General features: G+C 65.8%; 19 protein-coding genes. 11 read left to right on the top strand and 8 right to left on the bottom strand.

Annotated features, from left to right (window positions below; translation table 11 throughout):
* Positions 1-75: 75 nt before the first annotated feature.
* From DNK59_RS18260 to DNK59_RS18280, 5 genes are read left to right on the top strand one after another with little or no spacing between them, the layout of a single operon-like run.
* Positions 76-2,625: an acyl-CoA dehydrogenase gene (locus tag DNK59_RS18260; RefSeq protein ID WP_110725429.1), complete on the top strand. Its 2,550-nt coding sequence runs from the start codon at positions 76-78 to the stop codon at positions 2,623-2,625.
* A gap of 30 nt (positions 2,626-2,655) precedes the next feature.
* On the top strand, positions 2,656-4,008 hold the full coding sequence (locus tag DNK59_RS18265) for a 3-oxoacyl-ACP reductase (protein ID WP_110725430.1): 1,353 nt from the start codon (positions 2,656-2,658) through the stop codon (positions 4,006-4,008).
* A gap of 3 nt (positions 4,009-4,011) precedes the next feature.
* A complete protein-coding gene (locus DNK59_RS18270) occupies positions 4,012-4,905 on the top strand; it encodes a MaoC/PaaZ C-terminal domain-containing protein (RefSeq protein ID WP_110725431.1) in 894 nt (297 codons plus the stop codon).
* Positions 4,902-6,200, top strand: coding sequence for an acetyl-CoA C-acetyltransferase (locus DNK59_RS18275; RefSeq protein WP_110725432.1), 1,299 nt, complete (start codon positions 4,902-4,904; stop codon positions 6,198-6,200). Before DNK59_RS18270 ends, DNK59_RS18275 begins: the two co-directional genes overlap by 4 nt.
* Before the next feature lie 19 nt (positions 6,201-6,219).
* On the top strand, positions 6,220-7,923 hold the full coding sequence (locus DNK59_RS18280) for an AMP-binding protein (RefSeq protein WP_110725433.1): 1,704 nt from the start codon (positions 6,220-6,222) through the stop codon (positions 7,921-7,923).
* A 153-nt stretch (positions 7,924-8,076) separates the two neighbouring features.
* Here the strand turns inward: DNK59_RS18280 and DNK59_RS18285 are convergent, their stop codons facing one another.
* The 4 genes from DNK59_RS18285 to DNK59_RS18300 are packed head-to-tail and all read right to left on the bottom strand — an operon-like array spanning position 8,077 to position 12,745.
* Positions 8,077-9,372 carry an efflux RND transporter periplasmic adaptor subunit gene (locus DNK59_RS18285; RefSeq protein WP_110725434.1) on the bottom strand — a complete coding sequence of 432 codons (1,296 nt, stop codon included), beginning with the start codon at positions 9,370-9,372 and terminating at the stop codon, positions 8,077-8,079.
* Positions 9,353-10,852, bottom strand: a complete 1,500-nt coding sequence (locus DNK59_RS18290) for a TolC family protein (protein WP_110725435.1) — start codon at positions 10,850-10,852, stop codon at positions 9,353-9,355. The genes DNK59_RS18285 and DNK59_RS18290 overlap by 20 nt, the downstream gene beginning before the upstream one ends.
* Entirely contained in the window at positions 10,845-12,044 is a 1,200-nt protein-coding gene (locus DNK59_RS18295; protein WP_110725436.1) for an ABC transporter permease, read from the bottom strand. The genes DNK59_RS18290 and DNK59_RS18295 overlap by 8 nt, the downstream gene beginning before the upstream one ends.
* A complete protein-coding gene (locus tag DNK59_RS18300) occupies positions 12,041-12,745 on the bottom strand; it encodes an ABC transporter ATP-binding protein (protein WP_110725437.1) in 705 nt (234 codons plus the stop codon). The genes DNK59_RS18295 and DNK59_RS18300 overlap by 4 nt, the downstream gene beginning before the upstream one ends.
* A gap of 349 nt (positions 12,746-13,094) precedes the next feature.
* On the opposite strand from DNK59_RS18300, the gene DNK59_RS18305 reads away from it, so the two are divergent.
* Complete coding sequence (locus DNK59_RS18305; RefSeq protein WP_110725438.1) at positions 13,095-13,850, top strand: TetR/AcrR family transcriptional regulator; 756 nt, start codon at positions 13,095-13,097, stop codon at positions 13,848-13,850.
* 133 nt (positions 13,851-13,983) lie between these two features.
* Positions 13,984-14,931 (top strand): alpha/beta fold hydrolase, encoded by a 948-nt coding sequence (locus tag DNK59_RS18310; RefSeq protein WP_110725439.1) that lies wholly within the window; start codon positions 13,984-13,986, stop codon positions 14,929-14,931.
* A 100-nt stretch (positions 14,932-15,031) separates the two neighbouring features.
* On the opposite strand, the gene DNK59_RS18315 is transcribed toward DNK59_RS18310, so the two are convergent.
* Genes DNK59_RS18315 through DNK59_RS18325 form a run of 3 tightly spaced genes read right to left on the bottom strand, consistent with a single transcriptional unit; the run spans position 15,032 to position 18,836 of the window.
* Entirely contained in the window at positions 15,032-16,345 is a 1,314-nt protein-coding gene (locus tag DNK59_RS18315) for an FAD-binding oxidoreductase (RefSeq protein WP_110725440.1), read from the bottom strand.
* Positions 16,342-17,430 (bottom strand): polyamine ABC transporter substrate-binding protein, encoded by a 1,089-nt coding sequence (locus DNK59_RS18320; RefSeq protein ID WP_110725441.1) that lies wholly within the window; start codon positions 17,428-17,430, stop codon positions 16,342-16,344. The genes DNK59_RS18315 and DNK59_RS18320 overlap by 4 nt, the downstream gene beginning before the upstream one ends.
* A 47-nt stretch (positions 17,431-17,477) precedes the next feature.
* On the bottom strand, positions 17,478-18,836 hold the full coding sequence (locus DNK59_RS18325; RefSeq protein ID WP_110725442.1) for a glutamine synthetase family protein: 1,359 nt from the start codon (positions 18,834-18,836) through the stop codon (positions 17,478-17,480).
* A gap of 163 nt (positions 18,837-18,999) precedes the next feature.
* Between DNK59_RS18325 and DNK59_RS18330 the strand changes: the two genes are divergently transcribed.
* The 3 genes from DNK59_RS18330 to DNK59_RS18340 all read left to right on the top strand — a co-directional run bounded on the left by DNK59_RS18330 (position 19,000) and on the right by DNK59_RS18340 (position 22,338).
* Complete coding sequence (locus DNK59_RS18330) at positions 19,000-19,908, top strand: helix-turn-helix domain-containing protein (RefSeq protein ID WP_110725443.1); 909 nt, start codon at positions 19,000-19,002, stop codon at positions 19,906-19,908.
* 145 nt (positions 19,909-20,053) lie between these two features.
* Positions 20,054-21,292 carry a DUF4010 domain-containing protein gene (locus DNK59_RS18335; protein ID WP_110725444.1) on the top strand — a complete coding sequence of 413 codons (1,239 nt, stop codon included), beginning with the start codon at positions 20,054-20,056 and terminating at the stop codon, positions 21,290-21,292.
* A gap of 122 nt (positions 21,293-21,414) precedes the next feature.
* Positions 21,415-22,338, top strand: coding sequence for a universal stress protein (locus DNK59_RS18340; protein WP_110725445.1), 924 nt, complete (start codon positions 21,415-21,417; stop codon positions 22,336-22,338).
* 45 nt (positions 22,339-22,383) lie between these two features.
* On the opposite strand, the gene DNK59_RS18345 is transcribed toward DNK59_RS18340, so the two are convergent.
* Positions 22,384-22,947 (bottom strand): GNAT family N-acetyltransferase, encoded by a 564-nt coding sequence (locus tag DNK59_RS18345; RefSeq protein WP_110725446.1) that lies wholly within the window; start codon positions 22,945-22,947, stop codon positions 22,384-22,386.
* A gap of 255 nt (positions 22,948-23,202) precedes the next feature.
* Between DNK59_RS18345 and DNK59_RS18350 the strand changes: the two genes are divergently transcribed.
* Positions 23,203-24,114, top strand: a complete 912-nt coding sequence (locus DNK59_RS18350) for a universal stress protein (RefSeq protein ID WP_110725447.1) — start codon at positions 23,203-23,205, stop codon at positions 24,112-24,114.
* The last annotated feature ends 2 nt before the right edge of the window (positions 24,115-24,116 follow it).

Below are 24,116 nucleotides of genomic sequence, written 5' to 3' on the forward strand. Positions count from 1 at the left end.
TAGGGTGATCTGCGAGGGGCCGGCACAACGCCCAGGGCCCTGGTGGTCGTCTCGTTAGAACAAGAGAGGTATTCCATGATTGTCTGGTTATTGGTGGGACTTGCCGCAGCGCTCGCGCTGGCTTATCGACAGGCGACAGCCGCCCTGTGGCTGGGCGCCGCAGTGGTGTGGCTGGCGGCCGCGTATCTGTTCAGCCTGGTGGGCACGCTGGGCTTGACCCTCGGCGTGCTGCTGGTGTTGGCGCCGGCCGCGCTGTTGAGCTTCAAGCCCCTGCGCCGGGCCTTGCTGACCCGCCGCGCCCTGGCGATGTTCCGCAAGATCATGCCGGCCATGTCCGACACCGAACGTGCGGCCATCGAGTCCGGCTCCGTGTGGTGGGATGCCGAGCTGTTCAGTGGCAAGCCGGACTGGGCGCGCCTGCTACAGGCCGCACCAGCGAGCTTGAGCGCCGAGGAGCAGGCGTTCATGGACAACGAAGTGGAAACCCTGTGCGACATGGCCAATGACTGGGAAACCACCCAGGTCTGGCAGGACCTGTCGCCCAAGGCCTGGCAGTACACCAAGGACGCCGGCTTCCTGGGGATGATCATTCCCAAGCAGTACGGCGGCAAAGGCTTCTCCCATTACGCCCATTCGCAAGTGGTGATGAAGCTCTCGACTCGCTGCTCGGCGGCGGCGATTTCGGTGATGGTGCCCAACTCCCTGGGCCCGGCCGAACTGCTGCTGCACTACGGCACCGAAGCCCAGCGCCAGCATTACCTGCCGCGCCTGGCCCGGGGTGAAGACATTCCCTGCTTTGCCCTGACCAGCCCCTATGCCGGCTCCGACGCCGGGGCGATTCCCGATACCGGCGTGGTTTGCAAGGGCCAGTTCGAAGGCCAGGAAGTGCTGGGCTTCCGGGTTACCTGGGACAAGCGCTACATCACCCTGGGCCCGATCGCCACGGTGCTGGGGCTGGCGTTTCGCGCCGAAGACCCGGACGGCCTGCTGGGCAGCAAAGGCAGCCTGGGGATCACCTGCGCACTGATTCCCACCACCCATCCGGGGGTCAATACCGGGCGTCGCCACTGGCCGCTGAACGCGGTGTTCCAGAACGGCCCGACCACCGGCAAGGATGTGTTCATTCCCTTGGAATGGGTGATCGGCGGTCGTGATCAGGTGGGCAATGGCTGGCGCATGCTGATGGAATGCCTGGCCGCCGGGCGCGCCATTTCCCTGCCGTCGGCCAACGTCGGCCTGGGCAAGGTGGCGGTGCGCGGCACCACGGCCTATGCGGCAATGCGCAAGCAGTTCGGCCTGCCGATCGGCAAGTTCGAAGGGGTGCAGGCGCCCCTGGCGCGCATGGCCGGGCATCTGTATGCCTGTGACGCGGTGCGCAAAGTCTCGGTGGCCTCGCTGGATGCCGGGGAGAAGCCTTCGGTGATCTCGGCCATCGCCAAGTACCACGTCACCGAACGGGCCCGGGCCATGGTCAATGACGGTATGGACATCGTCGCCGGCAAGGGCATCTGCATGGGCCCCAACAACTTCCTGGCCCGGGCCTACCAGCAAAGCCCGATCGCCATCACCGTGGAAGGCGCGAACATCATGACCCGTTGCCTGATCATCTACGGCCAGGGGCTGATCCGTTGCCATCCTTATGTGTTCCGCGAAATGGAAGCGGCCCGGGACCGCGGGCGCAAGGGCCTGGAAGATTTCGACAGTGCGATGTTCGGCCATATCAGCTTTGTCTTCGCCAATACCGTGCGTGCCGCCGTGCATGCGCTGACCGGTGGCCGCCTGATCAAGGCCCCGGCCAATACCGACAAGGCCCTGGCCGGCTATTACCGGCAGATCCAGCGCCTGTCGGTGGTGCTGGCCCTGGCTTCGGACATTTCCATGGGCGTGCTGGGCGGCGCCCTCAAGCGCAAGGAAAGCATCACCGGACGCCTGGGCGACATTCTGTCCCAGCTGTACATCCTGTCCTGCGTGTTGAAGCGCTTCGAGGACGACGGCCGGCCCCAGGCCGATCTGCCCCTGGTGCACTGGGCGGCTCAAGACTCACTGCTGCGGGCCCATGAGGCGCTGTCCGAAGTGCTGGACAACTATCCGTCCAAGGTCGCCGCGCGGATCATCCGTGGCCTGAGCTTTCCCCTGGGCATTCCCCAGCACAAACCCAGCGATCGCCTGCTGGCCGAGGTGGCCGAGCTGGTGCAGACCCCGGGCGCGACCCGCGACCGGCTGCTGGCCGACTCCTACATTCCCCAGCCGGACATCGACAAGCTGGCCTATGGCGAGCTGGCGTTCCGCCTGCAACCGCAAGTGGAACTGATCGAGGCCCGGCTCAAGCCGGCGATCAAGCAGGGCCTGCTGGCGCCGCTGCCGATTTCCCGCGAGGCCTTCGGCGTCTGGCGGGTCCAGGCCCTGGAGCAGCACTTGATCAGCCAGGACGAAGACGAGTTGCTCAGTCGTTACGTGGAATATGGCGATCACGCGATCCAGGTCGACGACTTCCCTCAGGACTTCGGCCTGCTGGAAGCCCTGCAGCAGCGTCAGGCGCACTTCGAGCAAGGCGCCAGGCCGGCCTCGCGCAAACGCGCGGCCAGCAGCGAAGACGCGGTGGCCGCCAGCGATTCGGCCTATTGACCCACTACTGGATTGGATCGGGATCTCTTTATGTCTGACGGTTATCTTTCGTTCGTCAACTCCGGGTGGGGGCGCTGGCTGGCCCAGCGTACCGGCCTGCCGCAACCGCTGCCGCTGCAACGCCAGCGCGAGGGGCAGGGCGGCCACCTGATCAACCCGGTGATCCTCGCCGCGGCGCCCGAGGGGCGCCTTTTAGGCGAGCTGCAACGGATCTTCGCCGCCACCGACACCGTGGCGGCCCAGGCCGCGAGCATCAACGCACCCTCCACCGTGAAGGTCCAGGGTCTGGTCTTCGACGCCAGCGGGCTGGCGGATATCGCCCAGCTCGATGAGCTGTACCGCTGCTTTCACGCCAATGTCCGGCGCCTGGGCGCCCATGCTCGGGTGCTGGTGCTGGGCACGCCGCCGGAACAGTGCAAGGCGCTGGAGCAGGCGGTGGCGCAGCGCGCCCTGGAAGGTTTTGTGCGCTCCCTGGGCAAGGAACTGCGCCGGGCCATCACCGTGCAATTGCTGTATGTCGAGCCCGGCGCCGAAGCGGAACTGGACAGCAGCCTGCGCTTCTTCCTGTCCCGGCGTTCGGCCTATGTCTCGGGCCAGGTGGTGCGCATCGGCGAGCCGGTGGACGTGCCCCGGCACTTCGACTGGGAGCGGCCCCTGAGCGGACGCCGGGCCCTGGTCACCGGCGCCTGCCGTGGCATCGGCCTGGCGATTGCCCAGGTCCTGGCCCGGGACGGTGCCCAGGTGGTGTGCCTGGACATTCCCCAGGTCGAGGCCGAGTTGCAGCAGGCCGCGGCGGGCCTCAAGGGCGAAGCCCTGGCCCTGGACATCACCGCCGCCGGGGCCGGGCAGCGCTTGCTGGAGTTCGTCGGTGAACACGGTGCATTCGATATCGTCGTGCATAACGCCGGCATCACCCAGGACAAGACCCTGGCCAAGATGACCGAGGCGGCGTGGCGCAAGGTCATGGCGGTCAACCTGGAGGCGCCGCTGCTGCTCAGCCAGGCGCTGCTCGAAGGCCAGGGCCTGAACCCCGGCGGGCGGATTGTCTGCGTCTCGTCGATTTCCGGAATCGCCGGCAACCTCGGACAGAGCAACTACGCCACCTCCAAGGCCGGGGTCATTGGTCTGGTGCAGAACCTGGCGCCCCTGGCGGCGCGCCAGCAGATCACCGTCAACGGCGTGGCCCCGGGGTTCATCGAAACCCAGATGACCGCGAAGATCCCGCTGCTGATCCGCGAGGCGGGACGACGCATGAACTCCATGAACCAGGGCGGGCAGGCCGTGGACGTGGCGCACACCATCGCCTGGCTGGCCCATCCGGGTTCCGGCGGGATCAATGGACAGGTGGTCCGCGTCTGCGGGCAAAGCCTGCTGGGGGCCTGAGCCATGAATAGCGACTGTGCGATTCGCATCATCGAACCGCCGCCGTCTCGGGGCCAACTGCTCTACGACGGCATCCGTAGCCTGCGCAAGCCCAAGCCGGAGGCTGCGCCAGCGCTGCCCGCCGAACGCCTGGTGCGCCCGGCGGTGGAGCTGCAGGCCGCCGGGATCGCCCGCTACGCCCAGGCTTGCGGCTTTCGCCGCGAGCACGGGGTGCCGCTGGCGTTTCCCCATACCCTGGCGTTTCCCTTGCACCTGTTGTTGCTGACCGACCGCACCTTTCCCTATCCGGCCAGCGGCATGGTTCACCTGGCCAATCGCATTCGCCAGTACCAGAAGCTGGAGGAGGGCCAGGCCCTGCGCCTGGAAGTGTTCGCCGAACGCTGGCTGGCCCATCCCAAGGGCCAGGCGCTGTCCATCGCCACCCGGGCCCACAGTGGTGGCAGCCTGGTCTGGGAAAGCGACAGCCTGTATTTGCGTCGTGGCGTGCCCAACCCTATCGGTGAGCCCTGGGAGGGCGCGCTGAAGCAGGATGAAGCGCCGCTCAATCGCACCCAGCGCTGGAACCTGGGGGGCGACCTGGGGCGGCGTTTCGCCCAGGTCAGCGGCGACTTCAACCCGATTCACACCTCCTGGCTCGGTGCCCGGCTGTTCGGTTTCCGTCGGCCCATCGCCCACGGTATGTGGACCCTGGGCCGGGCCCTGGCGGCCCAGCAACCGCCGCATCCGCTGGCAGTGGCGGAGCTGAACTGCGAGTTCAAGCTGCCGATCCTGCTGCCGGCGGCGGTGACCCTGTGGAACCGTCTGCCGGACGGTCCGCGCCATGAGTTCGAAGTGCGCAACGACGCGGGGGACAAACCCCACATGCGCGGCCTATTTATCTGGGGAGCTGGGCAATGACTGAGTACAGTTTCAATCCGGCGCCGGTGCGGCGGGTGGCGATCATCGGCGGCAACCGGATTCCCTTCGCCCGCTCCAACACGGTGTATGCCAACGACAGTAATCAGGACCTGCTGGTGGCCGCGTTGCAGGGGCTGGTGGATCGCTACGGCCTGTCCGGCCAGCGCCTGGGGGAGTTCGCCGCGGGGGCGGTGATCAAGCATTCCCGGGACTTCAACCTGGCCCGGGAAAGCCTGCTGTCCACCACCTTGTCGCCACAGACCCCGGCCTACGATGTGCAGCAGGCCTGTGGCACTGGGCTGGAGGCGGCGTTGCTGGTGGCCAACAAGATCGCCCTGGGGCAGATCGAGGTGGGCATTGCCGGCGGCGCCGATACCACCTCCGACGCGCCAATCGGCATCAACGAAGGCTTGCGCCGGATCCTGCTCCAGGCTAACCGGGCCAAGGGCACCGGCAACAAGCTGCGCAGCCTGCTCAAGGTGCGCCCGGGGATGTTGTTCAAGCCGCTGCTGCCACGCAACGGCGAGCCGCGCACCGGCCTGTCCATGGGCGAGCACTGTGAAGAAATGGCCAAGCGCTGGCATATCAAGCGCCTGGCCCAGGATGAGCTGGCCCTGGCCAGCCACCAGCAACTGAACGCGGCATACCAGCGGGGTTTCTTCGATGATCTGCTCACCCCGTATCGCGGCCTGGCCCGGGACAACACCCTGCGAGCCGATGCCAGCCTGGAGAAGCTCGCCGGCCTGGGCCCGGCCTATGACCGGCACAACGGCAGCCTGACCGCCGGCAACTCGACCCCGCTCACCGACGGTGCCTCGGTGGTGCTGCTGGCCAGCGAAGACTGGGCCGCGGCCAACAACCTGCCGGGGCTGGCCTACCTGCGTACCGGGGAAACCGCCGCGGTAAATTTTGTCGATGGCAGCGAAGGGCTGCTGATGGCCCCGGCCTATGCCGTGCCGCGCATGCTGGCCCGGGAAGGCCTGGGCCTGGGGGACTTCGACTTCTACGAGATTCATGAAGCCTTCGCCGCTCAGGTGCTGTGCACCCTCAAGGCCTGGGAAGACGCCGATTACTGCCGGGAAAAACTCGGCCTCGAAGGGCCGCTGGGCAGCATCGAGCGCAGCAAGCTCAACGTCAACGGCGGCTCCCTGGGCTGCGGGCATCCGTTTGCCGCCACCGGTGGACGCTTGCTGGCGACCCTGGCCAAGGCCATTCACCAGCGCGGCTCCGGTCGGGGACTGATTTCCGTCTGTGCAGCAGGCGGGCTGGGTGTCACCGCCATCGTCGAAAAATAAAATAACCAGGAGACTGCCAATGAGTGTCGTGAGCCTGCAACCCGCCGAGCGTATCTGGCTGAACGCCTACCTGCCGGGGGTGCCCGCCGATATCGAAGCCGACATCGACCGCTACCCGTCGCTGCGGGAAGTGTTCCTCGAACACGTGGACAAGTACCGCCACCGAGTGGCCTACGTCAGCATTGGCACCGAGATGGGCTACGACCTGTGGGAGAAGCGGGTGTTCGCCTTCGCCGCCTGGTTGCAATCCAAGGGGGTTAAGAAGGGCGACCGGGTGGCGCTGATGATGCCCAACTGCCTGCAGTACCCGATCTGCCTGTTCGGCACCCTGCTGGTGGGGGCGGTGGTGGTCAACGTCAACCCGCTGTACACCGCCCATGAACTGCGGCACCTGCTCAAGGACAGCGGCGCGGAAACCGTGGTGATCTTCGAGAACTTCGCCCACACCCTGGAGCAGGCGATGTCGGGCAGCCGCCTGAAGAACATCGTGGTGGCCGCCATCGGCGACCTGCTGGGGACCTTCAAGGGCGCGGCGCTGAACTTCGCCCTGCGCCACGTGCAGAAGCAAGTGCCCAGGTTCAACCTGCCGGGCTCGATCCGCTTCCCGGCGCTGATGAAGCTGGCCAGCGTGCTGGAACATCGGCCGGTGGAGCTCAATCAGGATGACATTGCCTTCCTGCAATACACCGGCGGCACCACCGGCGATGCCAAGGGCGCCATGCTCAGCCACCGCAACATCCTGGCCAACCTGATGCAGGCCAAGGCCTGGGTCGGCGATCAACTGGACGAGAGCCAGCAGGAAACCAACGTCACCTTGCTGCCGCTGTACCACGTGCTGTCGCTGACGGTGAACTGCCTGATGTTCATGTGCCTGGGCGGGCGCAACATCCTCATCGCCAACCCGCGGGATGTGAAGCGGGTGCAGATGATCCTGCGCAAGGAAAAATTCAGCGGCATCGTCGGGGTCAATACCCTGTTCAACGGCCTGCTGGAGAACGAAGAGTTCCGCAAGCGGGATTTTTCCGACCTGAAACTGGCCATCGCCGGCGGCATGGCCACTCATACAGCGGTGGCCCGGCGCTGGAAGGAAGTCACCGGGGTGCCGATCATCGAAGGCTACGGCCTCACCGAATGCTCGCCGGTGGTGAGCATCAGCCCGATCGACGTTGCGCGCATGCGCGAAGGCGATTTCACCGGGACCATTGGCGTGCCGTTACCGTCGACCTGGGTGCGTTTCGTGCGTGAGGACGGCGAACTGGCGGAACTGGGCGAGGAGGGCGAACTGCAGGTGCGTGGGCCCCAGGTGATGAAGGGCTACTGGCAGCGCCCGGAAGAAACCGCCAAGGTCCTGGACCGCCATGGCTGGCTGTCCACCGGGGATATCGGGGTGATGAACGAGCAGGGCTTCATCCGCCTGGTGGACCGCAAGAAGGACATGATCCTGGTGTCCGGTTTCAACGTGTACCCCAACGAGATCGAGGACGTGGTGGCCCTGCATCCGGGGGTGGCGGAGGTGGCGGCGATTGGCGTCGAGGATGAGGTGACCGGGGAGAAAGTGAAGATCTTCGTGGTGCGCAAGGACCCGAGCCTGACCCAGGAGCAACTACTGGCCCACTGCCGCGAGTACCTGACCGGCTACAAGGTGCCGCGCTACGTCGAGTTCCGCACCGAAGAGCTGCCCAAGACCACCGTAGGCAAGGTCTTGCGCCGCGCCCTGCGCTGAGACCCTGAACGGCCGCTGGCGCCGACAGGCCGACGGTCTTCTTGTAGGAGCCGGCTTGCCGGCGAAGAGGCCGTTGGTGAGGGCGTTGTTCTTGAGTACGCCTTCGCTGGCAAGCCAGCTCCTACGACGGTGTTGCTGTCGGTGTTGTTGTGCTCAGGGGGCTCCAGGCAGGCGCACCTGGCCCGGCTGCAGGCCAAACACTTCGACACCTTCCGCGGTTGATTGGCCGACGCTTACCGGCAGCCGTTTTGCCGGCTGATCGGCGCTCGCCCGATATTCCACGCTCATGCCATCTGCGCCGCGCTGGATCGCGGTCGGCGGGACGACGATGGCCTGATCGTTGCGGTAGGTGATGATGCTCAATCGCGCGCTCATGCCCAGGCGCACGCGCTGTTGTTGTTCGTGGGTCAGCCTGGGCACCGACAGGGTCACCGGGAACTGCGCGCTGGCACCGCTGGCGTCACCCGGCAGGGCCAGACTGCTGACGATGTCCACCTGGCCCTGGAGGCGCTCGCCATCAAAGCCGTCACCGAGAATTTCCACGCTCTGGCCCTGGCGCAGCTGGTTGATGTCCAGCTCCGACACCTTGCTGACGATCTTCAGTTGCTCGATGTTGGCCAGGCCGAACAGGGCTTGGCCCTGACCGACCTTGCTGCCGGTCTGCACCGGCCCCGAGGCCGCCGCCGAAGCGATTGATGTCAGGTTGAGCCCCGGCGCCGGGACCACGATGCCGGCAAAGGGGGCAACCACGTCCTTGCCTGCCAGCAGGACCCGCAGGGCTTCGTACTTGACCGTGGCATTGGTCAGTTCCATTTCGGCAATCTGGCGCAATTCCCCCTTGCCCTGGTCCAGCGCCTGTTGCAGTTCACCCTGGGCCGCCGTCAGGTCCAGGCGCTGGCTCTGCAGCTGTTGCTTGAGATCGTCCAGCTCGTTGCGGGGAATGATGCCCCGGGCAAACAGGCTCTGGCTTTCACTGAGCTTGCGTTCGGAATTGCTCACCGCCATCTCTGAGGCACGCAGGCTGCGCCGGGCCCGGTTCACCAGGGCGCTGCTGTCCCAGTTCTGCAGTTCCTCAACGCTGCGCCGGGCCTTGAGCTGCACCGACAAGGCTTCGCGCAACTGGATCTCGATCAGGCTGGGATCCATCTTCAGCAGCGTCTGGCCAGCCTCCACCCGCTGGCCCTGTTCCACCAGGTTGGCCAGAACATTGCCGTCGAACGGCGCCGTCAGGCTGATGGTGCGCTGGGGCTCGATCTTGCCCACCAGGCCGATCTGATGAATCAGCGGCGCGGGGCTGACGTCTATCCAGCGGCCTTGTTCTGCCGCTGAGTCAGCCGGGGCGGGGTAACGGGTGAAGGCGACGCCGGCCACCGCCAGCACGATCAGGACCGTGCCGCCCAGCAGGCAGCGCTTACGCCAGTTGTTCTGCTCAGAAGTCGTTGAGCGCAATGTCCCAGGTCTCCAAGGTCGTGCCCAGGGTCAGATCCAGTTGGGTCTGGGCGTTGAGGTAGGCAATCAGTGCATTGAGGCGGGCGTTTTCACTGGTGCGCAAATCGCTTTCGTAACTGAGCACCTGGAAGTTGCTGGAGCGCCCGGCGCTGAGCTTTTCCCGCTCGATCTCCAGCTTGCGCCGGGACAGGTCCACGGCGCGCTGGGCGATCTCGTACTGGCGCCAGCGGGTGCCCAGGTCGCGTACCACGTCGCTGACGCTGCGCTCCAGGGCCTGGCGGGCATCGGCCAGCACCAGGGCCTGGTTTTCCACGTCGACCCGGGCATGCACCTCGGCCTGACGGGTACTCAAGTCGCCGATGGGAATCTGCACCTGGACGCCGGCATAGCTGTCCCAGGTCCGTCCCGCGCCGTTGCCGCCGTCGTTGTCGTAGCGATTGCGCACCTGATTGGCGCCGGCCACCAGGGACACATCCCAGCGGCTCTGGTCCTTGGCGATGATCAGGTTGAGGTCGGCCTGCTGGCTGCCGAGCAAGGTCGCCAGGTAGGTGGGTTGCTGGATCTGCGCCAGACGCAGGGCATCCTGCTGGTCGATGCTGACTTTCGCCGCTTGCAGGCCGTCGCTGGCGCGGATCCGGGTCGACAGGTCCAGGGCCAGCAGGCGCAGCAGCGACAGGCGATTGATGTCCACCTGATTGCGTGCCTCTTCCACCCCCAACTCCTGGCTGGCGATGTCGGCTTCGGTCTGCACGATCTCGAACTCGGCCATGCGCCCGGCGGCGATCAGCGCCTTGTTCACCTGGAGCAGGGCATTGGCGCGCTTGAGGGCGTCCTCGACGATCGCCAGCTGTTGCTGGGCCCGCAGCAGTTCGCGGTAGGCACCGATGATGTCGCTGATGGTCTGCGCCACGTTGGCCTTGAGGTTGAGGCGGTAGGCTTGTTCGTTGATCCGCGCCAGGCGCAGCGGCGCGGTGGTCACGTCCCAGCCGGCGCCCTTGAGCAGCGGCTGGATGATCGACAGGTCGAGGCCGTCACGGCGGTAGTAGCCGGCCCGGTTGGCCTGGCTCAGTTCCTGGTGCCAGGCCATGTTCAGGCGTGTGCCGTATTCCCCCAGCAGGCTGGAGCTGGGGTTGAGGCTGGTGTTGCGCACGCCGTCATTGCTGCCCCTGTTGGCCCGGTAGGTGCCGCTGAGCAGCAGCTTGGGGTTGAAGGCGTCCTCCGACACCCGCAGGTCGAACTTCTGCGCCACCCGCTGCAGGTAGGCGCTGCGGATGCCGCGGTTGTTGCGCAGGCCCAGGTAGACCGCATCGGCCAGGGTCAGCTCGGTCTGCTGCTGGCTCAGCAGCACGCTGCGTTCGTAGGCGCTGCGCAGGGTCGGAGCCGACGCCTGGCGTGCCACGTCCATGTCCCGGGAGCCGGCCTGGCCCAGGGGGCTGAGCAGGCACAGCAGCAAGAGCGCGGCGCGTTGGCGATCATTCATCCCGCAGCGCCTCCACCGGTTGCAGGCGCGAGGCCGAGACGGCCGGGTACAGGCCGAAGAACAGCCCGATCAGCAGGGTGCTGCCGATCCCCAGGGGCAGGGAGGCGCCGGCCAGGGCAAACTGCCAGCCGGAGAGCCGGGCATAGAGGTAGGCGGCGCACATGCCCAGCACCGCACCGGACAGTGCGCCGACGGCGGTCAGGGTCACCGCTTCGAGCAGGAACAGGTTGCGGATGTCCCGGCGCCGCGCGCCCAGGGCCATGCGGATGCCGATTTCCCGGCGCCGTTCCGAGACGTTCATCAGCATCACGTTCATCACCCCGACGCCGCCGCCCACCAGGGAGATGCCCCCCAGGGCCATCAGCAGGTAGCCGAAGGTGCGGCTTTGCCGGGTCATGCCGTCGATGATCTTTTGCGGAACCTGGACCTCGACGCTGCGTCCGGGCAGGTGTCGCTTCAAGGTATCGCCCAGGGCCATGGCCAGCCGGTTCATGTCCTGGGCCGGTGCCGCGCGGGCGATCAGGTTGCTGATCTGCGGGCTCGAGGAAATCCGCCGCATGCCTTCCAGGGGAATGAACAGGGATTCGTTGGTCTGCACCGGGACCAGCACCGCCGCCGGTTGCTTGCCGAGGATGCCGATCACCTGGAACAGGTAGTCGTTGATGCGAATCAGCTCGCCCAGGCGCAGCGGGTCGTGGGGCGTGCTCAGGGCTTCGGCGACCTGGGCGCCAACCACGGCGTAGGTTTGCCCGCTGTCGAACACCGAGAGGAAGCGCCCTTGCTGCACCTGCAGGCGCATGGCGCTGGCCAGGGACGGGGTGCTGCCCACCAGGTTGGCGTTGCTGGAGCGTCCGCGGTACACCACCGGCCCGCTGAACAGCGCCACCGGGGCGATGTCCAGCAACTGCGGCAGGGCCTGGTGTAGGGCCGCCAGGTCGAGGAGTGGCGGCATCGGCGTGCGGCTGGCCGAGGAATCGGGAAACTGCACCGCCAGGGTATCGGTGCCCATGTCCTGGAAGATCGCCGCGGCGTCCTCGGCGGCGTTGTGGCCGATGTTGATCAGGGCCACCACCGATGAGCTGCCGATGACGATGCCCAGCAGGGCCAGGATCGAACGCTTGCCCAGGGTGCGCAGGCTGACGAAGGCCTCGTGCAGCAGCTGGCTGGCGCTCTGCTCGACCTTGAGGCTCATGCCGGGCAGACCTCCTGGACCACGCCGTTGGTCACGCGGATCTGCCGCTCCAGCCGCTGGGCGATGCCCGGGTCGTGGGTGACGATGATCAGGGTCACCTGGCGTTCGCGGTTCAGTGACAGCAGCAGGTCCATGATGTCCCGGGCGGTGTGGCTGTCGAGGTTGCCGGTGGGTTCGTCGGCGAGGATCAGCGAGGGTTCGCCCACCAGGGCCCGGGCGATCGCCACGCGCTGGCGCTGGCCGCCGGAGAGGTCGGCGGGGCGGTGTGCAGCGCGTTGCCCGAGGCCCACCTGGTCGAGCATGTGCTGGGCACGCTCCAGGGATTCGCGCCGGGCCACACCGCGATAGCTCAGGGGCAGGGCGACGTTGTCCAGGGCGCTGAGGCGCGGCAGCAGGTTGAAGCTCTGGAACACGAAGCCGATCTGCCGGTTGCGGATGGCCGCCAGTTGGTCGGGGCTGGCGCGGAAGATATCGTGACCGGCGAAGCGGTACTCGCCGCTGTCGGGCAGGTCCAAAAGGCCGAGGATATTGAGCAGGGTGCTCTTGCCGGAGCCCGAGGCACCAAGAATGGCGCAGCTTTCGCCGGTGTCGATGGACAGGGAGACGTTCTTCAGAATGTGGAGCGGTTGCTCCGCCAGCCGATAGCTCTTGCCTATGCCTTGCAGAGAGATAAAACCTGGGTCGATTATCGTCGCTGTCATCGCTTACCGCGCCGGCTGGCTCGACTGCATGCTTGAACCTCCACGGCGCGCAGGCGTCGCGCGGGGGCCAGGGGCAAGGCCAAGCTCTGGTTTTTATTTATTGTTTTAAAAAATTGTTTGAATAGTAACTGCGTTCATCTTGCCGCGCCAGCTGTCTGAACCGGGTAATTGCGGGCTTTTTTCGGGAATTTTCTGCCAGGAACCCGTGGGTCACAAAACGGCCTCGGGCCGCTGGAGACGTCCCTCGGACGCTTGCTTTTAGGGCTTCTCGCGGGTATAAAAAATCAAATTTTTTTTTAAAACACTGTTCGAACGGTCAGTTTTTCATCCCAGTAAAGGTCAGCCCTCCATGGTCGCCAAGAAACTCAGTGCCCCTAATGTCACCAAGACCCGTCTGCTGGAAGCGACCGAGGCATTGTTCATCAAGTACGGCTACGACGCCGTGCTGCTGCGTCAGATCACCGAGCGCGCCAAGGTCAACCTGGCAGCGGTGAACTATCACTTCGGCGACAAGGATTCGCTGATGAAGGCCCTGTTGATGCAACGCCTGGGGCCGCTCAACGACCAACGCCTGGAGCTGCTGGCCAAGTGCGAGGAGCAGGCCGATGGACCACTGGATTGCGAAACCCTGCTGGGGGTGCTGTTCGCCCCGGCCATGGGCCTGGAACGCAGTGATGAAAGCGGTGGCCTGGAAGGCCGGTCGTTCATTCGTTTCCTGGGCCGGGTGTACAGCGATACCTCGCCCTTCATTCAGGAATATCTCAAGGAACACTATCAACCGGTGTTCGAACGCTTCTTCAAGGCCTTTGCCCTGGCGCTGCCGGACCTGCCGCGCAACGAACTGGGGGTGCGCCTGCAGTTCGCCCTCAAGGCGATTTCCGGGGTGATGGCCGGCACCGAACTGCGTCTGCTGATGCAGGCCATGAGCCTGGGCCGTCCGGCCACCGATGCCGAAGTCATGGCCAAGCTGATCAGCCTGGTGTCGGCGGCGATTCGCGCGCCCATGCAGGACCCCGACTCCGAGCAGGCCCTGGAAAAGGTCCTGAACACCCAGCGCCTGATTCGTCAGCACGGCCAGTCCCAGATCGGCATGGTTCCCGCCTGAGCCGACGCCGCTCCTGCCCGCAGCGCACAGTGCCGGCAGGCGCGGCAGCGTCATTCGAACCATCAATATTGCTCAAGGCCGCGGCCGCCATCTGCTAGGTTCTGCTCCTCGCATCTGCCCTGGAGCGCCCGGCATGCCTTCCTATCAACAGCATCTTCTGGCCGTCAACGGCATCGAACTCAGCGTCCTGGTTGCCGGACCGGAGCACGGAGCCCCGGTGTGGCTGCTGCATGGTTTTCCCGAGTGCTGGCACTCCTGGCGCCATCAGGTGCCGGCCCTCGTGCAGGCCGGGTTTCGCGTGTTCGTGCCGGAGCTGCGCGGTTACGGCCGCAGTTCGGCGCCGCTGGCACTGGAGGCCTACGATCTGCTGACCCTGTGCGCGGACATCCAGCAGGCCATGGACGCCTTCGGCCATCACCGGGTGTGCATGGTCGGTCACGACTGGGGCGCCCCGGTCGCCTGGCACCTGGCACTGCTGGAGCCCCGGCGGGTGGCGGTGCTGGCGACCCTTTCCGTGCCCTTTGCCGGGCGCCCGAAACGCCCGGCCAGCGAGATCATGCGCGAGGTGCACGGCGGGCATTTCAACTACATCCTCTACTTTCAGCAGCCCGGGGTGGCCGAGGCGGAACTGGACGCCGATATCGACGCCAGCCTGCGGCTGTTCATGGGCAACGTGCAGGCCTTGCTCACCCCCAAGCCGGCCGATGCCCGGCTGTTCGACGGGGTGAAGGTGCCACAAGGGTTGCCGCAGTGGTGCAGCGAGGAGGACTTCCAGGCCTATCGCCAGACCTTCGCCGGGCGCGGTTTTCGCGGCGCCCTGAACTGGTACCGCAACTTCGAGCGCACCTGGCAGCGCACCGAGTTCCTGGCCCAGGCCCGGGTGCAGCAGCCGACCCTGTTCCTGCTCGGCGACCGCGATCCGGTGGGCGTGCTCGAAGCCCATACCCTCAAGCGCATGCCCGGCCATGTGGCCGACCTGGAACAGCACCTGCTGAGCGATTGCGGACACTGGATCCAGAATGAGCAGCCGCAGCGGGTCAATGCCCTGTTGCTGGATTTTCTGAAGCGCCGCTTCACTTAGTGAGCCTGCCCGCCCCATGGAAACCGGCTTGCCAGCGAAGGGCTGGGTAAAGCCCGTTCGCCGGTAAGCCGGCTTCTACGCAGGGGCAGTGAAGAGGCGGTCAGCCGAGCATTTCTCGCATGCGGTGCCAGAGCATGCCCAGGGCCAGCAGCGGTGCCCGTAGCGCCGGGCCGCCGGGAAAGGTCATGTGCGGCACGCCGCTGAACACGTCCAAACCCTGGCTGTGGCCGGCCTGGATCGCCTCGGCCAGCAGCCGCGCGGTCCAGTGGGTGACGTTCAGGCCATGCCCGGAATAGCCCTGGGCGTAATACACGTTGGGGTACTGGCGCAGACGTCCGACCTGGGGGAAGCGGTTGGCGGTGATGCCGATCTTACCGCCCCACTGGAAGTCGATGGCCACATCCTGCAACTGCGGGAACACCTTGAGCATCTTCGGCCGCATGTAGCCGGCGATATCCGCCGGATCGCGCCCCGAATAGTGGCAGGCACCGCCAAACAGCAGGCGCCGGTCCGCGGTCAGGCGGTAGTAGTCCAGGCCGACCTTCTGGTCGCACAGCGCCAGGTTCTGCGGGATCAGCGCGGTGGCGCGATCTTCGCTCAGGGGCTCGGTGGTGATGATGTAGCTGCCGGCCGGCAGCACCTTGCCACTGAGCCGCGGCTCCAGATCCTCCAAGTGGGCATTGCAGGCCAGCACCAGGTGCCCGGCGCTGACCGTGCCCGTCGCGCAGCGCACTTTCACCCGATCGCCAGGGATCAATTCCAGCACCGGGCTCTGCTCGAACAGCCGCACCCCCAGCGACGCCGCAGCCCGCGCTTCTCCCAGCACCAGCTTGAGGGGATGCAGGTGCCCCGAGCCCAGGTCCACCAGGCCCCCGGCATACACCGAGGAGGCCACCACCTGTGCCATGTCCTGGGGCTGCACCAGGCGGGTCGGGTGACAATAACCCAGGCTCGCCAGGTGCTCCTGTTCGGCCTGGAACGCGGCGAACTGGGCCCGGGTATTGGCCAGTTCGCAGAAGCCCCAGCGCAGGTCGCAATCGATGCCCTGTTCGGCGATGCGCTGGCGCACCAGTTCCACCGAGTCGATCCCGGCGCGCTCCAGGTATCTCACCCCCTCCTGGCCGACGTAGCGGGCAAAGCCGGTGACGTCATGGCCAATGCCGCGGATCAGCTGGCCGCCGTTGCGCCCGCTGGCGCCCCAGCCGATGCGCCTGGCTTCCAGGAGGATCCCCGACAGCCCGCGCGGGGCCAGTTCGAGGGCGGCGTTGACCCCGGTGAAACCACCGCCGATGACACACACATCGGCCTCCAGGTCAGCACCGAGGGTCGGGTAGCCGGGCAGGGGCCCGGCGGAGGCGGCGTAGTAGGAGCGGGCATGCTCGCTGACGCTGCCCGAGAGTCGTGGCTGATTCATTTGTTGGACTTCACCTTGCTCCAGGAACGGGTCATCAAGCGCATGATGGCCGGCGACTGGGTGCTGGAGATGTACAGCTTGTCGAGCACGGCCTGCGGCGGATACACCTCGGGGTTATGCACCAGCTCGGCGTCCATGTACTGCTGTGAACCCGGGTTGGGGTTGGCGTAGCCGACGTAGGCGCTGACCTTGGCGATCACCTGCGGGTCCAGCAGGTAGTTGATGAAGGCATGGGCCTCCTTGACGTTGCGCGCATCGGCGGGAATCGCCAGCAGATCGAACCACAGGTTGCTGCCTTCCTTGGGGATCGAGTAGGCGATGTTCACCCCGTTCTTGGCTTCCCGGGCCCGGTTGGCGGCCTGGAACACGTCCCCGGAGTAGCCGAAGGCGATGCAGATATCACCGTTGGCCAGGTCCGAGACGTACTTGGAGGAGTGGAAGTAGGTGATGTAGGGGCGCAGGGTCAGCAGCTTGGCCTCGGCCTTCTGGTAGTCCTCGGGCTTTTCGCTGCGCGGGTCCAGGCCCAGGTAGTTGAGCACCGCCGGGAACACTTCATCGGGGGAGTCCATCATCGACACCCCGCATTGCTGGAGCTTTTTCAGGTTGGCAGGCTCCAGCAGCACTGCCCAGGAGTCGATGTGGTCGATGCCCAGCACCTGCTTGACCTTGTCGACGTTGTAGCCGATGCCGTTGGTGCCCCACAGGTAGGGCACCGAATACTGGTTGCCGGGGTCGTTCTGCTCCAGCAGGGCCAGCAGCTTGGGGTCCAGGTTCTGCCAGTTGGGCAGTTGCGAGCGGTCCAGCTTGAGGAACGCGCCGGCTTTGACCTGGCGCGCCAGGAAATGGTTGGAGGGCACCACCACGTCGTAGCCGGTGCGTCCGGCCAGCAACTTGCCCTCCAGGGTTTCGTTGGAGTCGAAGACGTCATAGATCACCTTGACCCCAGTCTTGCCCTGGAAGTCGGCGAGGGTGGTCTGGCCGATGTAGTCGGTCCAGTTGTACACGCTGACACTGGGTTGTGCCTGGACGGCGGCGCTCATCAAGGCCGCCAGTGCTGCCGGGATCACTGCTTGCAAAAGACGCATATCGACACCTCTTCGGGTTGTTTTTATTGATTGCAGACGCTGGGGAGTCAGACGCTGAGCAGCAGGAACTCGCGTTCCCAGGAGCTGATCACGCGCTTGAAGTTCTCATGCTCGGCGCGCTTGACCGCGACGTAGCCGCGGACGAACTTGCGTCCCAGGTACTGCTCGATGGTCGGGCAGTCCTCCATGTGCGCCAGGGCGTCCTCGATGGTGATCGGCAGGCGCAGGTTGCGCCGCTCGTAGGCCCGGCCTTCCACCGCAGCGCTGGGTTCGATGCCCTCGACCATGCCCAGGTAGCCGCACAGCAGGCTGGCGGCGATCGCCAGGTAGGGGTTGGCGTCGGCGCCGGGGAGGCGGTTTTCCACGCGCATGGCTTCCGGGCTGGCGGTCGGTACGCGCAGGCCGACGGTGCGGTTTTCCTCGCCCCATTCGACGTTCACCGGGGCCGAGGTGTCCGGCAGGAAGCGGCGGAACGAGTTGACGTTGGGGGCGAACATCGGCAGCACCTTGGGGATGTACTTCTGCAGGCCGCCGATGTGGTGCAGGAACAGCTGGCTCTTGTTCCCTTGTTCGTCGACGAAGATCGGCTTGCCAGTACTGATGTCCACCACGCTCTGGTGCAGGTGCATGGCGCTGCCGGGCTCGTCGGCCACCGGCTTGGCCATGAAGGTGGCGGTGACGTTGTGCTTGAGCGCCGCCTCGCGCAGGGTGCGCTTGAACACGGTGATCTGGTCCGCCAGGTCCAGGGCGTCGCCGTGGCGGAAGTTGATTTCCATCTGTGCCGGGCCGTCTTCGTGGATCAGCGTGTCCAGGTCCAGGCCCTGGGCTTCGCACCAGTCGTAGACGTCTTCGAACAGCGGATCGAACTCGTTGGCGGCGTCGATGGAGAACGACTGGCGGCCGCTTTCCGCGCGCCCGGAACGGCCCAGCGGGGCCTTGAGCGGCAGGTCCGGGTCCTCGCAGCGCTGGGTCAGGTAGAACTCCATTTCCGGGGCGACGATCGGCTGCCAGCCCTTGTCGGTGTAGAGCTGCAGAACCTTTTTCAGCACGTTGCGCGGCGACAGCTCGATGGGGTTGCCGAACTTGTCGAAGGTGTCGTGGATGACGATGGCGGTGGGCTCGATGGCCCAGGGCACCAGGTAGATCGATGACGAATCGGGGCGGCAGACCATGTCGATATCCGCCGGGTCCAGCAGTTCGTAGTACAGCTCGTCGTCGACAAAATCCCCGGTTACCGTTTGCAGCAGGACACTTTCCGGCAGGCGCATGCCGCGCTCGTGCAGGAACTTGTTGGTGGGTGCGATCTTGCCGCGGGCAATGCCGGTCAGGTCGCTGACCACGCATTCGACTTCGGTAATCTTGTGATCTTTCAGCCAGGAGGACAGCTGATCGAAAGGGGCGTTCATAAAGACCTCGATGATTGTTCTGGTCTGCTCCGAGGTGAGCGGGGGTATCCCGGCAAGGCTTCCCCTGCGGCGCATTGGCGACTATCTTGGGCGAGCCTTGTTGTTCCATCTATCCACTTTAAGCAACACCAAAGCGCACCAAAAGAGTGCGCAAGGTCCCCCGATGACAGCGTCCAATCCGCTTCAGGTCCAAGCGTTCAACACCTTCGATGTCGCCGAGCAAATCCGTGCCACCCCGGGTTGGGTCCAGCATTACCAGCAGATGTCCCCTGGGCATTTCAACGGTCTGGTGCGCTACCTCGACCTGCAGGGCGTGGAGATCTACGAGGAGTGCATGAACACCCGGGTCGAGCAGAATTTCAGCGCTCCGCAAGGCGCCCTGGCGTTCTGTTTCGACCGCAGCGACAACGCTCTGTACGTGCTCAATGGCGAGAGCCGCAACATCTGGATCACCCCGGAGAACTACCAGGAAGTGGCGGTGGTGTTCGGCCCCGAGTTCGTCCAGGGCCAGGGCCTGGGGGTGGAGCGCCTGGATGGCCTGTTCATGGCCCCGCTGACCAATCAGCAGAATGCGCTGTTCTGCCGTTGGCTGAGCGCCACCTTGACCCGCTTGTCCCAGACCCTGGACCCACCCAGCCGCGAAGCCCTGACCCAACAACTGCTGGACGATTGCCTGTACATCCTCGACAACGCCTGCGTGCGCCTGGACCCGGGCAGCCTGCAACGACGCCACGAGGAGCGGGGCATCATGCAGCGGGTGGCGCAATGGGCTGCCGACGTCCCCGAGGAAACCCTCAACCTGCTGGAGCTGTCCCAGGTCGCTGGAGTCTCCCTGCGCCAACTGCAGAGTGCGTTCAAGGCCTTTACCGGCATGGCTCCCAGCCAGTGGTTGCGCCTGCGCCGGCTCAACAGCGCCCATCGGGAATTGCTCAGCCGTGGTCCCGGCGAAACCACCGTGGCCGAGGTGGCGATGCACTGGTCGTTCTGGCACCTGGGACGCTTCTCCAGCAGCTATCAAGCGCTGTTCAAGGAGTTGCCAAGCCAGACCCTGAAACGCCATGGGCGTGCCTGAGCCCTAGGCGCTGGCTGGCCAGGGCAGAACTCGCCCCCCCTGTAACGTCCTGCGCAGAGCTTCCTGGCGAGCCGGTTTGCAGGGCATTCGCGAAAGCGCCGGGAGCGCTCTATGCTCGCTGGGGGCTGTGTTCCTGAGGCGCGCAATGATTGAAACCATCGACCTGACCAACGCTGCCGCGGCCCTGGGCATCGGCATGCTGGTGGGCCTGGAGCGCGAACGGCGCAAAGGGCAGGGGCCGCAGCGAGGCAGCGCCGGGCTGCGCACTTTCGCGGTCACCGCGCTGCTGGGCTTGATCGGCCAGCGGGGGGGCGGCACGGTCTTGCTGGCCACGCTGGCCGTGGCCGTCGCCGCCCTGGTGACCGTGGCCTATTGGCGCACCGAAGACGAGGACCCGGGGGTTACCAGCGAAGTGGCGCTGCTGGCGGTGCTGGTCCTCGGCGCCTTGTGTGACTCGGCCCCGGAGCTGGCACTGGCGATTGCCGTGGTCATGACCGCCTTGCTGGCCTATCGGCAGACACTGCATGACTTCGTGCGCAGTCAGCTGAGCGACCGGGAAATCGCCGATGGCCTGACGCTGCTGGTGGCGGCGCTGGTGATCCTGCCCCTGGCGCCGGATCGTTTCATCGGTCCCTATGAGGCGTTCAACCTGCGCACCATCGGCACCCTGACCGTGTTGCTGATGGCGGTAGGGGCCCTGGGCCACGTCGCGGTGCGCATCCTGGGCGCCCATTACGGTTATGCCCTCAGCGCCGTGGCTTCGGGATTCGTTTCCAGTACCTTGACCATCGCCTCCATGGGCCAGCGGGTCGCCAAGGCGCCCAGGCAGGTCAGGGTTCTGGCCGCCGCGGCGCTCCTGTCCAACCTGGCGACGGTGACCCAGATCGCCCTGATCCTGGCCACGGTCGATAGCGCACTGCTGCAAGCCATGTGGCTGCCCCTGGTGCTGGGAGGCCTCTGCACCGCGTTGTATGCCGCTTGCCTGATGTTTCCCCGCAGCGAACCCGCAAGCGTCGAACCGCTCAGCGACAAGGGCGCGTTCAATCCAAAATTGGCCTTGATCGTGGCCCTGACCATGAGCGCCATTACCTTTGCCTGCTCGCTGATGCTCAATTACTTCGGGCAACCGGGACTGATGTTGAGCGCTTTGATCAGCGGCTTCGCCGACGCCCATGCCTCCACCGCGTCCATTGCTTCGCTGGTCAAGTCCGGGCAATTGCCCGGCACTGCCATCGGCAGCGCCGTGATGCTGGCGGTCAGCAGCAACTCCCTGAGCAAGTGCGTGCTGGCGGCCCTCAGCGGTGGCTGGCGCTTTGCGCTGTACGTCGTGCCCGGGCAGGGGCTGCTGACCCTGGCGATGTGGGTCGGCGTCTGGCTGCAATAAGCGGCCGCCAGGTCGGAAAAAAGGCCGCAACGCCTGACAAAGATCAACTCGTCCCTGGCCATTGCGCTCAGTCTTGAATGACCCCCTTGCGGTTTCTTCAAGCTCCAGTGCCGAGGTGAACCATGTCGCAAACCCCGCGTTTACTCTTGATCGCGCCCCCGCAGATGCAGCGCACGCCGGCTTTCGAACGCACGGAGCAACTGGCCCTGGCCATGCAACTGCCGGTGCATATCGTCGCCCTGGATCATCTGCAGGCCCTGGCGCTGGCCGGGCTGTTCGAGAGCCGCGAGGCCGAGCAACTGCAGGCGGCCTACCTGGAACAGCACCGGCAATGGCTGGAGCTGCAGGCGCAAGGCATGCGCGAGCGTGGCTTGTCGGTGACCTGCGAAGCACGTTGGGCCAGCCAGCCGTATCAAGAGATCCAACGATTCGCCAGCGAGATGCCCCTGGCCCTGATCATCAAGGACGCCCATGCCGAGTCGGCGATGCGGCGGATCTTCTATACCCCGCTGGACTGGCAGTTGCTGCGTGATTGCGCGCTGCCGGTGCATCTGGTGACCGAGGCCCGCCAGCCACGGCCGCGTCGGGTACTGGCGATCATCGATGTGCTGCGCAGCGAAGTGCAGGACCTGCAGTTCAACGATCAGATCATCGACGCAGCGGTGAAGCTGGCCGAGCAGTGCGAAGCCGAGCTGGACCTGCTGCACGTGTATGACTGGGTGGCGGTCTACGCCAAAGATGCCGGGGTCGGCGCGCTGTCCCTGGCCAGCGGCTTGTACGAAGCCCTGGGGGAGGCGCAACGCGAGGTCTATCGCGCTGTGGCGGAGCGCCACGGCGTGCCCCCGCAACGCAGCCACTTCATCGAGGGCATACCGCTGCAGCAAATCTGCCGTTTCGCCGAGGAGCACCAGAGCGACGTGATCGTCCTGGGCACCACCCAGCACCGCGGCCTGCACAAGCGCCTGGGCAGCACCGCCGAACATCTGCTGTTGCAGGCACCCTGCAGTGTCTGGGCGGTCAAGCCACCGCGTGACCCCTTGCCATGAGCCGCACCAGGCCACGCCGGTTGCGGACCGGCGTGGCGCCGTCGATCAGAGGAGCAGGCGATGCACCACCTGATGGGCGTCGCCCGGGTCGGTGTGGGTGGTGAAGCCCAGGTGCGCGGCCAGCTCGCGCATGGCCTGGTTATTCGCGCTGTCCAGCGAATACATCTGCACAAATCCATGCTGGCGGGCGGCGCGGATCAGATGCGTCATCAGCAATGACCCCAGCCCCAGGTGCTGCCATTGATCGGCCACGGTGACGGCGCATTCGCATTCATCGCTGGACGTGGCGGCATAGCGGCTGACACCGATCTCGATCAACTGGCCCTGTTCATGCACCAGGGCGATGTAGGCCAGGCGGTGCTTGCCGTCGACATCCATCAACTGGTCGAGCAGGGCGGCGTCGGGCTCCTTGATCTGGGCCAGAAAGCGCATGTGTCGCGATTGCGGCGACAGGCGCTTGATGAAGTTGTACTCGCGCTCGCGGTCTTGCTCGGCCAAGGGCCGGATCAGCACATGGCGGCCGTCGTTAAGCGCCTCGATCCAGTGCAGGCCGGTCACGCTGCCGTAGGCGGCAGCGGCCTGATCGTTGTGTTCCTTGATGCTGAACATGGGGCGATCCTCTGGGGACGATAAGGTGGGCCCGCGACCCGCGGCCGCGTGCTGACTATCCTTTACCCCTGTTGCCCGGGGCAGGATCTGATCTGGATCAGATCCTGCCCACCGCCGCGGATATTGACGGCCGGCGCGGCCTTAACCCGAGGCTTTGTGACTTTTGTCAAATCGTCGGTCCAAGCGGCGCGCATCATCGGCGCATCGGCTCGGGATCCTCGGGCCGTTGCCCAGCGCGCCGCTCGGGAGGTGCCCATGTCCACACTGCAACGCCTGTTGTTGATCGCCCCCACAGCCTTGTCCCGCACACCGGCTTTCGACCGGGCCAGTGCCCTGGCCCGGGCCATGGGCGCCAGTTTGCACATCGTCGCCTTCGACTTCATCGAAGTGCTGGAGGTTGCTGGGCTGTTCGATCACCAGGCCATGGCCCAGGCTCGGGAAGGCTACCTGCAGGTGCATCGGCAGTGGCTGGAGCAACAGGCGCGCTTCGAGCGGGCCAACGGCCTGCGGGTGACCACTGAAGTGCTGTGGGCCAAGGCCCGGCTGCAGGACATCCTCGATTATGTGACCGACTTCCACCCGGACCTGGTGATCAAGGACGCCCAGCCAGTGCCGACCCTGCGGCGCATTTTCTACAAGCCCCTGGACTGGTTGCTGCTGCGCGACCTGCGCCAGCCGCTGCACCTGGTGACCGACAGTCGGCATCCCTTGCCGTTGAAGGTGCTGGCGGCCCTGGATCTGTCCCACCTGGAATACCTGACCCAGGGCCTGAACCAGCGCATTCTGGAGATGAGCGCGACCCTGGCCAGATACTGCGGCGCCCGGGTGCAGCTGTTGAACGTGGTGGACTGGGCCACGGAAAACGCCACCGGCCTGCCGATCTACAGTCCCGACAACGACCTCAGCATGCGTGATGCGGTGAACGACGCGCAGCAGGAAGCGTTCGAGGCGCTGGCCGAACGCTACGCCATCGCCCCGGAGCACTGTCATCGCCTGGAGGGCGTGCCGCATCAGGTCATCGCGCGCTTTGCCGCCGACAACGACTTCGACCTGATGATCCTCGGGCGCGCGCATCGCCGGGGGCTGCAACGCTTTATCGGCGGCAGCGCCGAGCAACTGCTGTATCACACGCCCTGCAGCCTGATGCTGGTGGAGCCCGAGGAGTGAGG

Source organism: Pseudomonas sp. TKO26 (genome assembly GCF_003225665.1).
Lineage (GTDB): Bacteria > Pseudomonadota > Gammaproteobacteria > Pseudomonadales > Pseudomonadaceae > Aquipseudomonas > Aquipseudomonas saponiphila.

Excerpts from the sequence above, each read along its gene's own strand:
- DNK59_RS18280 (WP_110725433.1), top strand. The coding sequence starts at position 6,220 with ATGAGTGTCGTGAGCCTGCAACCCGCCGAGCGTATCTGGCTGAACGCC.
- DNK59_RS18300 (WP_110725437.1), bottom strand. The coding sequence starts at position 12,745 with ATGACAGCGACGATAATCGACCCAGGTTTTATCTCTCTGCAAGGCATA.
- DNK59_RS18305 (WP_110725438.1), top strand. The coding sequence starts at position 13,095 with ATGGTCGCCAAGAAACTCAGTGCCCCTAATGTCACCAAGACCCGTCTG.
- DNK59_RS18350 (WP_110725447.1), top strand. The coding sequence starts at position 23,203 with ATGTCCACACTGCAACGCCTGTTGTTGATCGCCCCCACAGCCTTGTCC.
- DNK59_RS18325 (WP_110725442.1), bottom strand. The coding sequence starts at position 18,836 with ATGAACGCCCCTTTCGATCAGCTGTCCTCCTGGCTGAAAGATCACAAG.
- DNK59_RS18345 (WP_110725446.1), bottom strand. The coding sequence starts at position 22,947 with ATGTTCAGCATCAAGGAACACAACGATCAGGCCGCTGCCGCCTACGGC.
- DNK59_RS18310 (WP_110725439.1), top strand. The coding sequence starts at position 13,984 with ATGCCTTCCTATCAACAGCATCTTCTGGCCGTCAACGGCATCGAACTC.
- DNK59_RS18335 (WP_110725444.1), top strand. The coding sequence starts at position 20,054 with ATGATTGAAACCATCGACCTGACCAACGCTGCCGCGGCCCTGGGCATC.
- DNK59_RS18320 (WP_110725441.1), bottom strand. The coding sequence starts at position 17,430 with ATGCGTCTTTTGCAAGCAGTGATCCCGGCAGCACTGGCGGCCTTGATG.
- DNK59_RS18275 (WP_110725432.1), top strand. The coding sequence starts at position 4,902 with ATGACTGAGTACAGTTTCAATCCGGCGCCGGTGCGGCGGGTGGCGATC.
- DNK59_RS18265 (WP_110725430.1), top strand. The coding sequence starts at position 2,656 with ATGTCTGACGGTTATCTTTCGTTCGTCAACTCCGGGTGGGGGCGCTGG.
- DNK59_RS18315 (WP_110725440.1), bottom strand. The coding sequence starts at position 16,345 with ATGAATCAGCCACGACTCTCGGGCAGCGTCAGCGAGCATGCCCGCTCC.
- DNK59_RS18340 (WP_110725445.1), top strand. The coding sequence starts at position 21,415 with ATGTCGCAAACCCCGCGTTTACTCTTGATCGCGCCCCCGCAGATGCAG.
- DNK59_RS18330 (WP_110725443.1), top strand. The coding sequence starts at position 19,000 with ATGACAGCGTCCAATCCGCTTCAGGTCCAAGCGTTCAACACCTTCGAT.
- DNK59_RS18295 (WP_110725436.1), bottom strand. The coding sequence starts at position 12,044 with ATGAGCCTCAAGGTCGAGCAGAGCGCCAGCCAGCTGCTGCACGAGGCC.
- DNK59_RS18290 (WP_110725435.1), bottom strand. The coding sequence starts at position 10,852 with ATGAATGATCGCCAACGCGCCGCGCTCTTGCTGCTGTGCCTGCTCAGC.
- DNK59_RS18260 (WP_110725429.1), top strand. The coding sequence starts at position 76 with ATGATTGTCTGGTTATTGGTGGGACTTGCCGCAGCGCTCGCGCTGGCT.
- DNK59_RS18270 (WP_110725431.1), top strand. The coding sequence starts at position 4,012 with ATGAATAGCGACTGTGCGATTCGCATCATCGAACCGCCGCCGTCTCGG.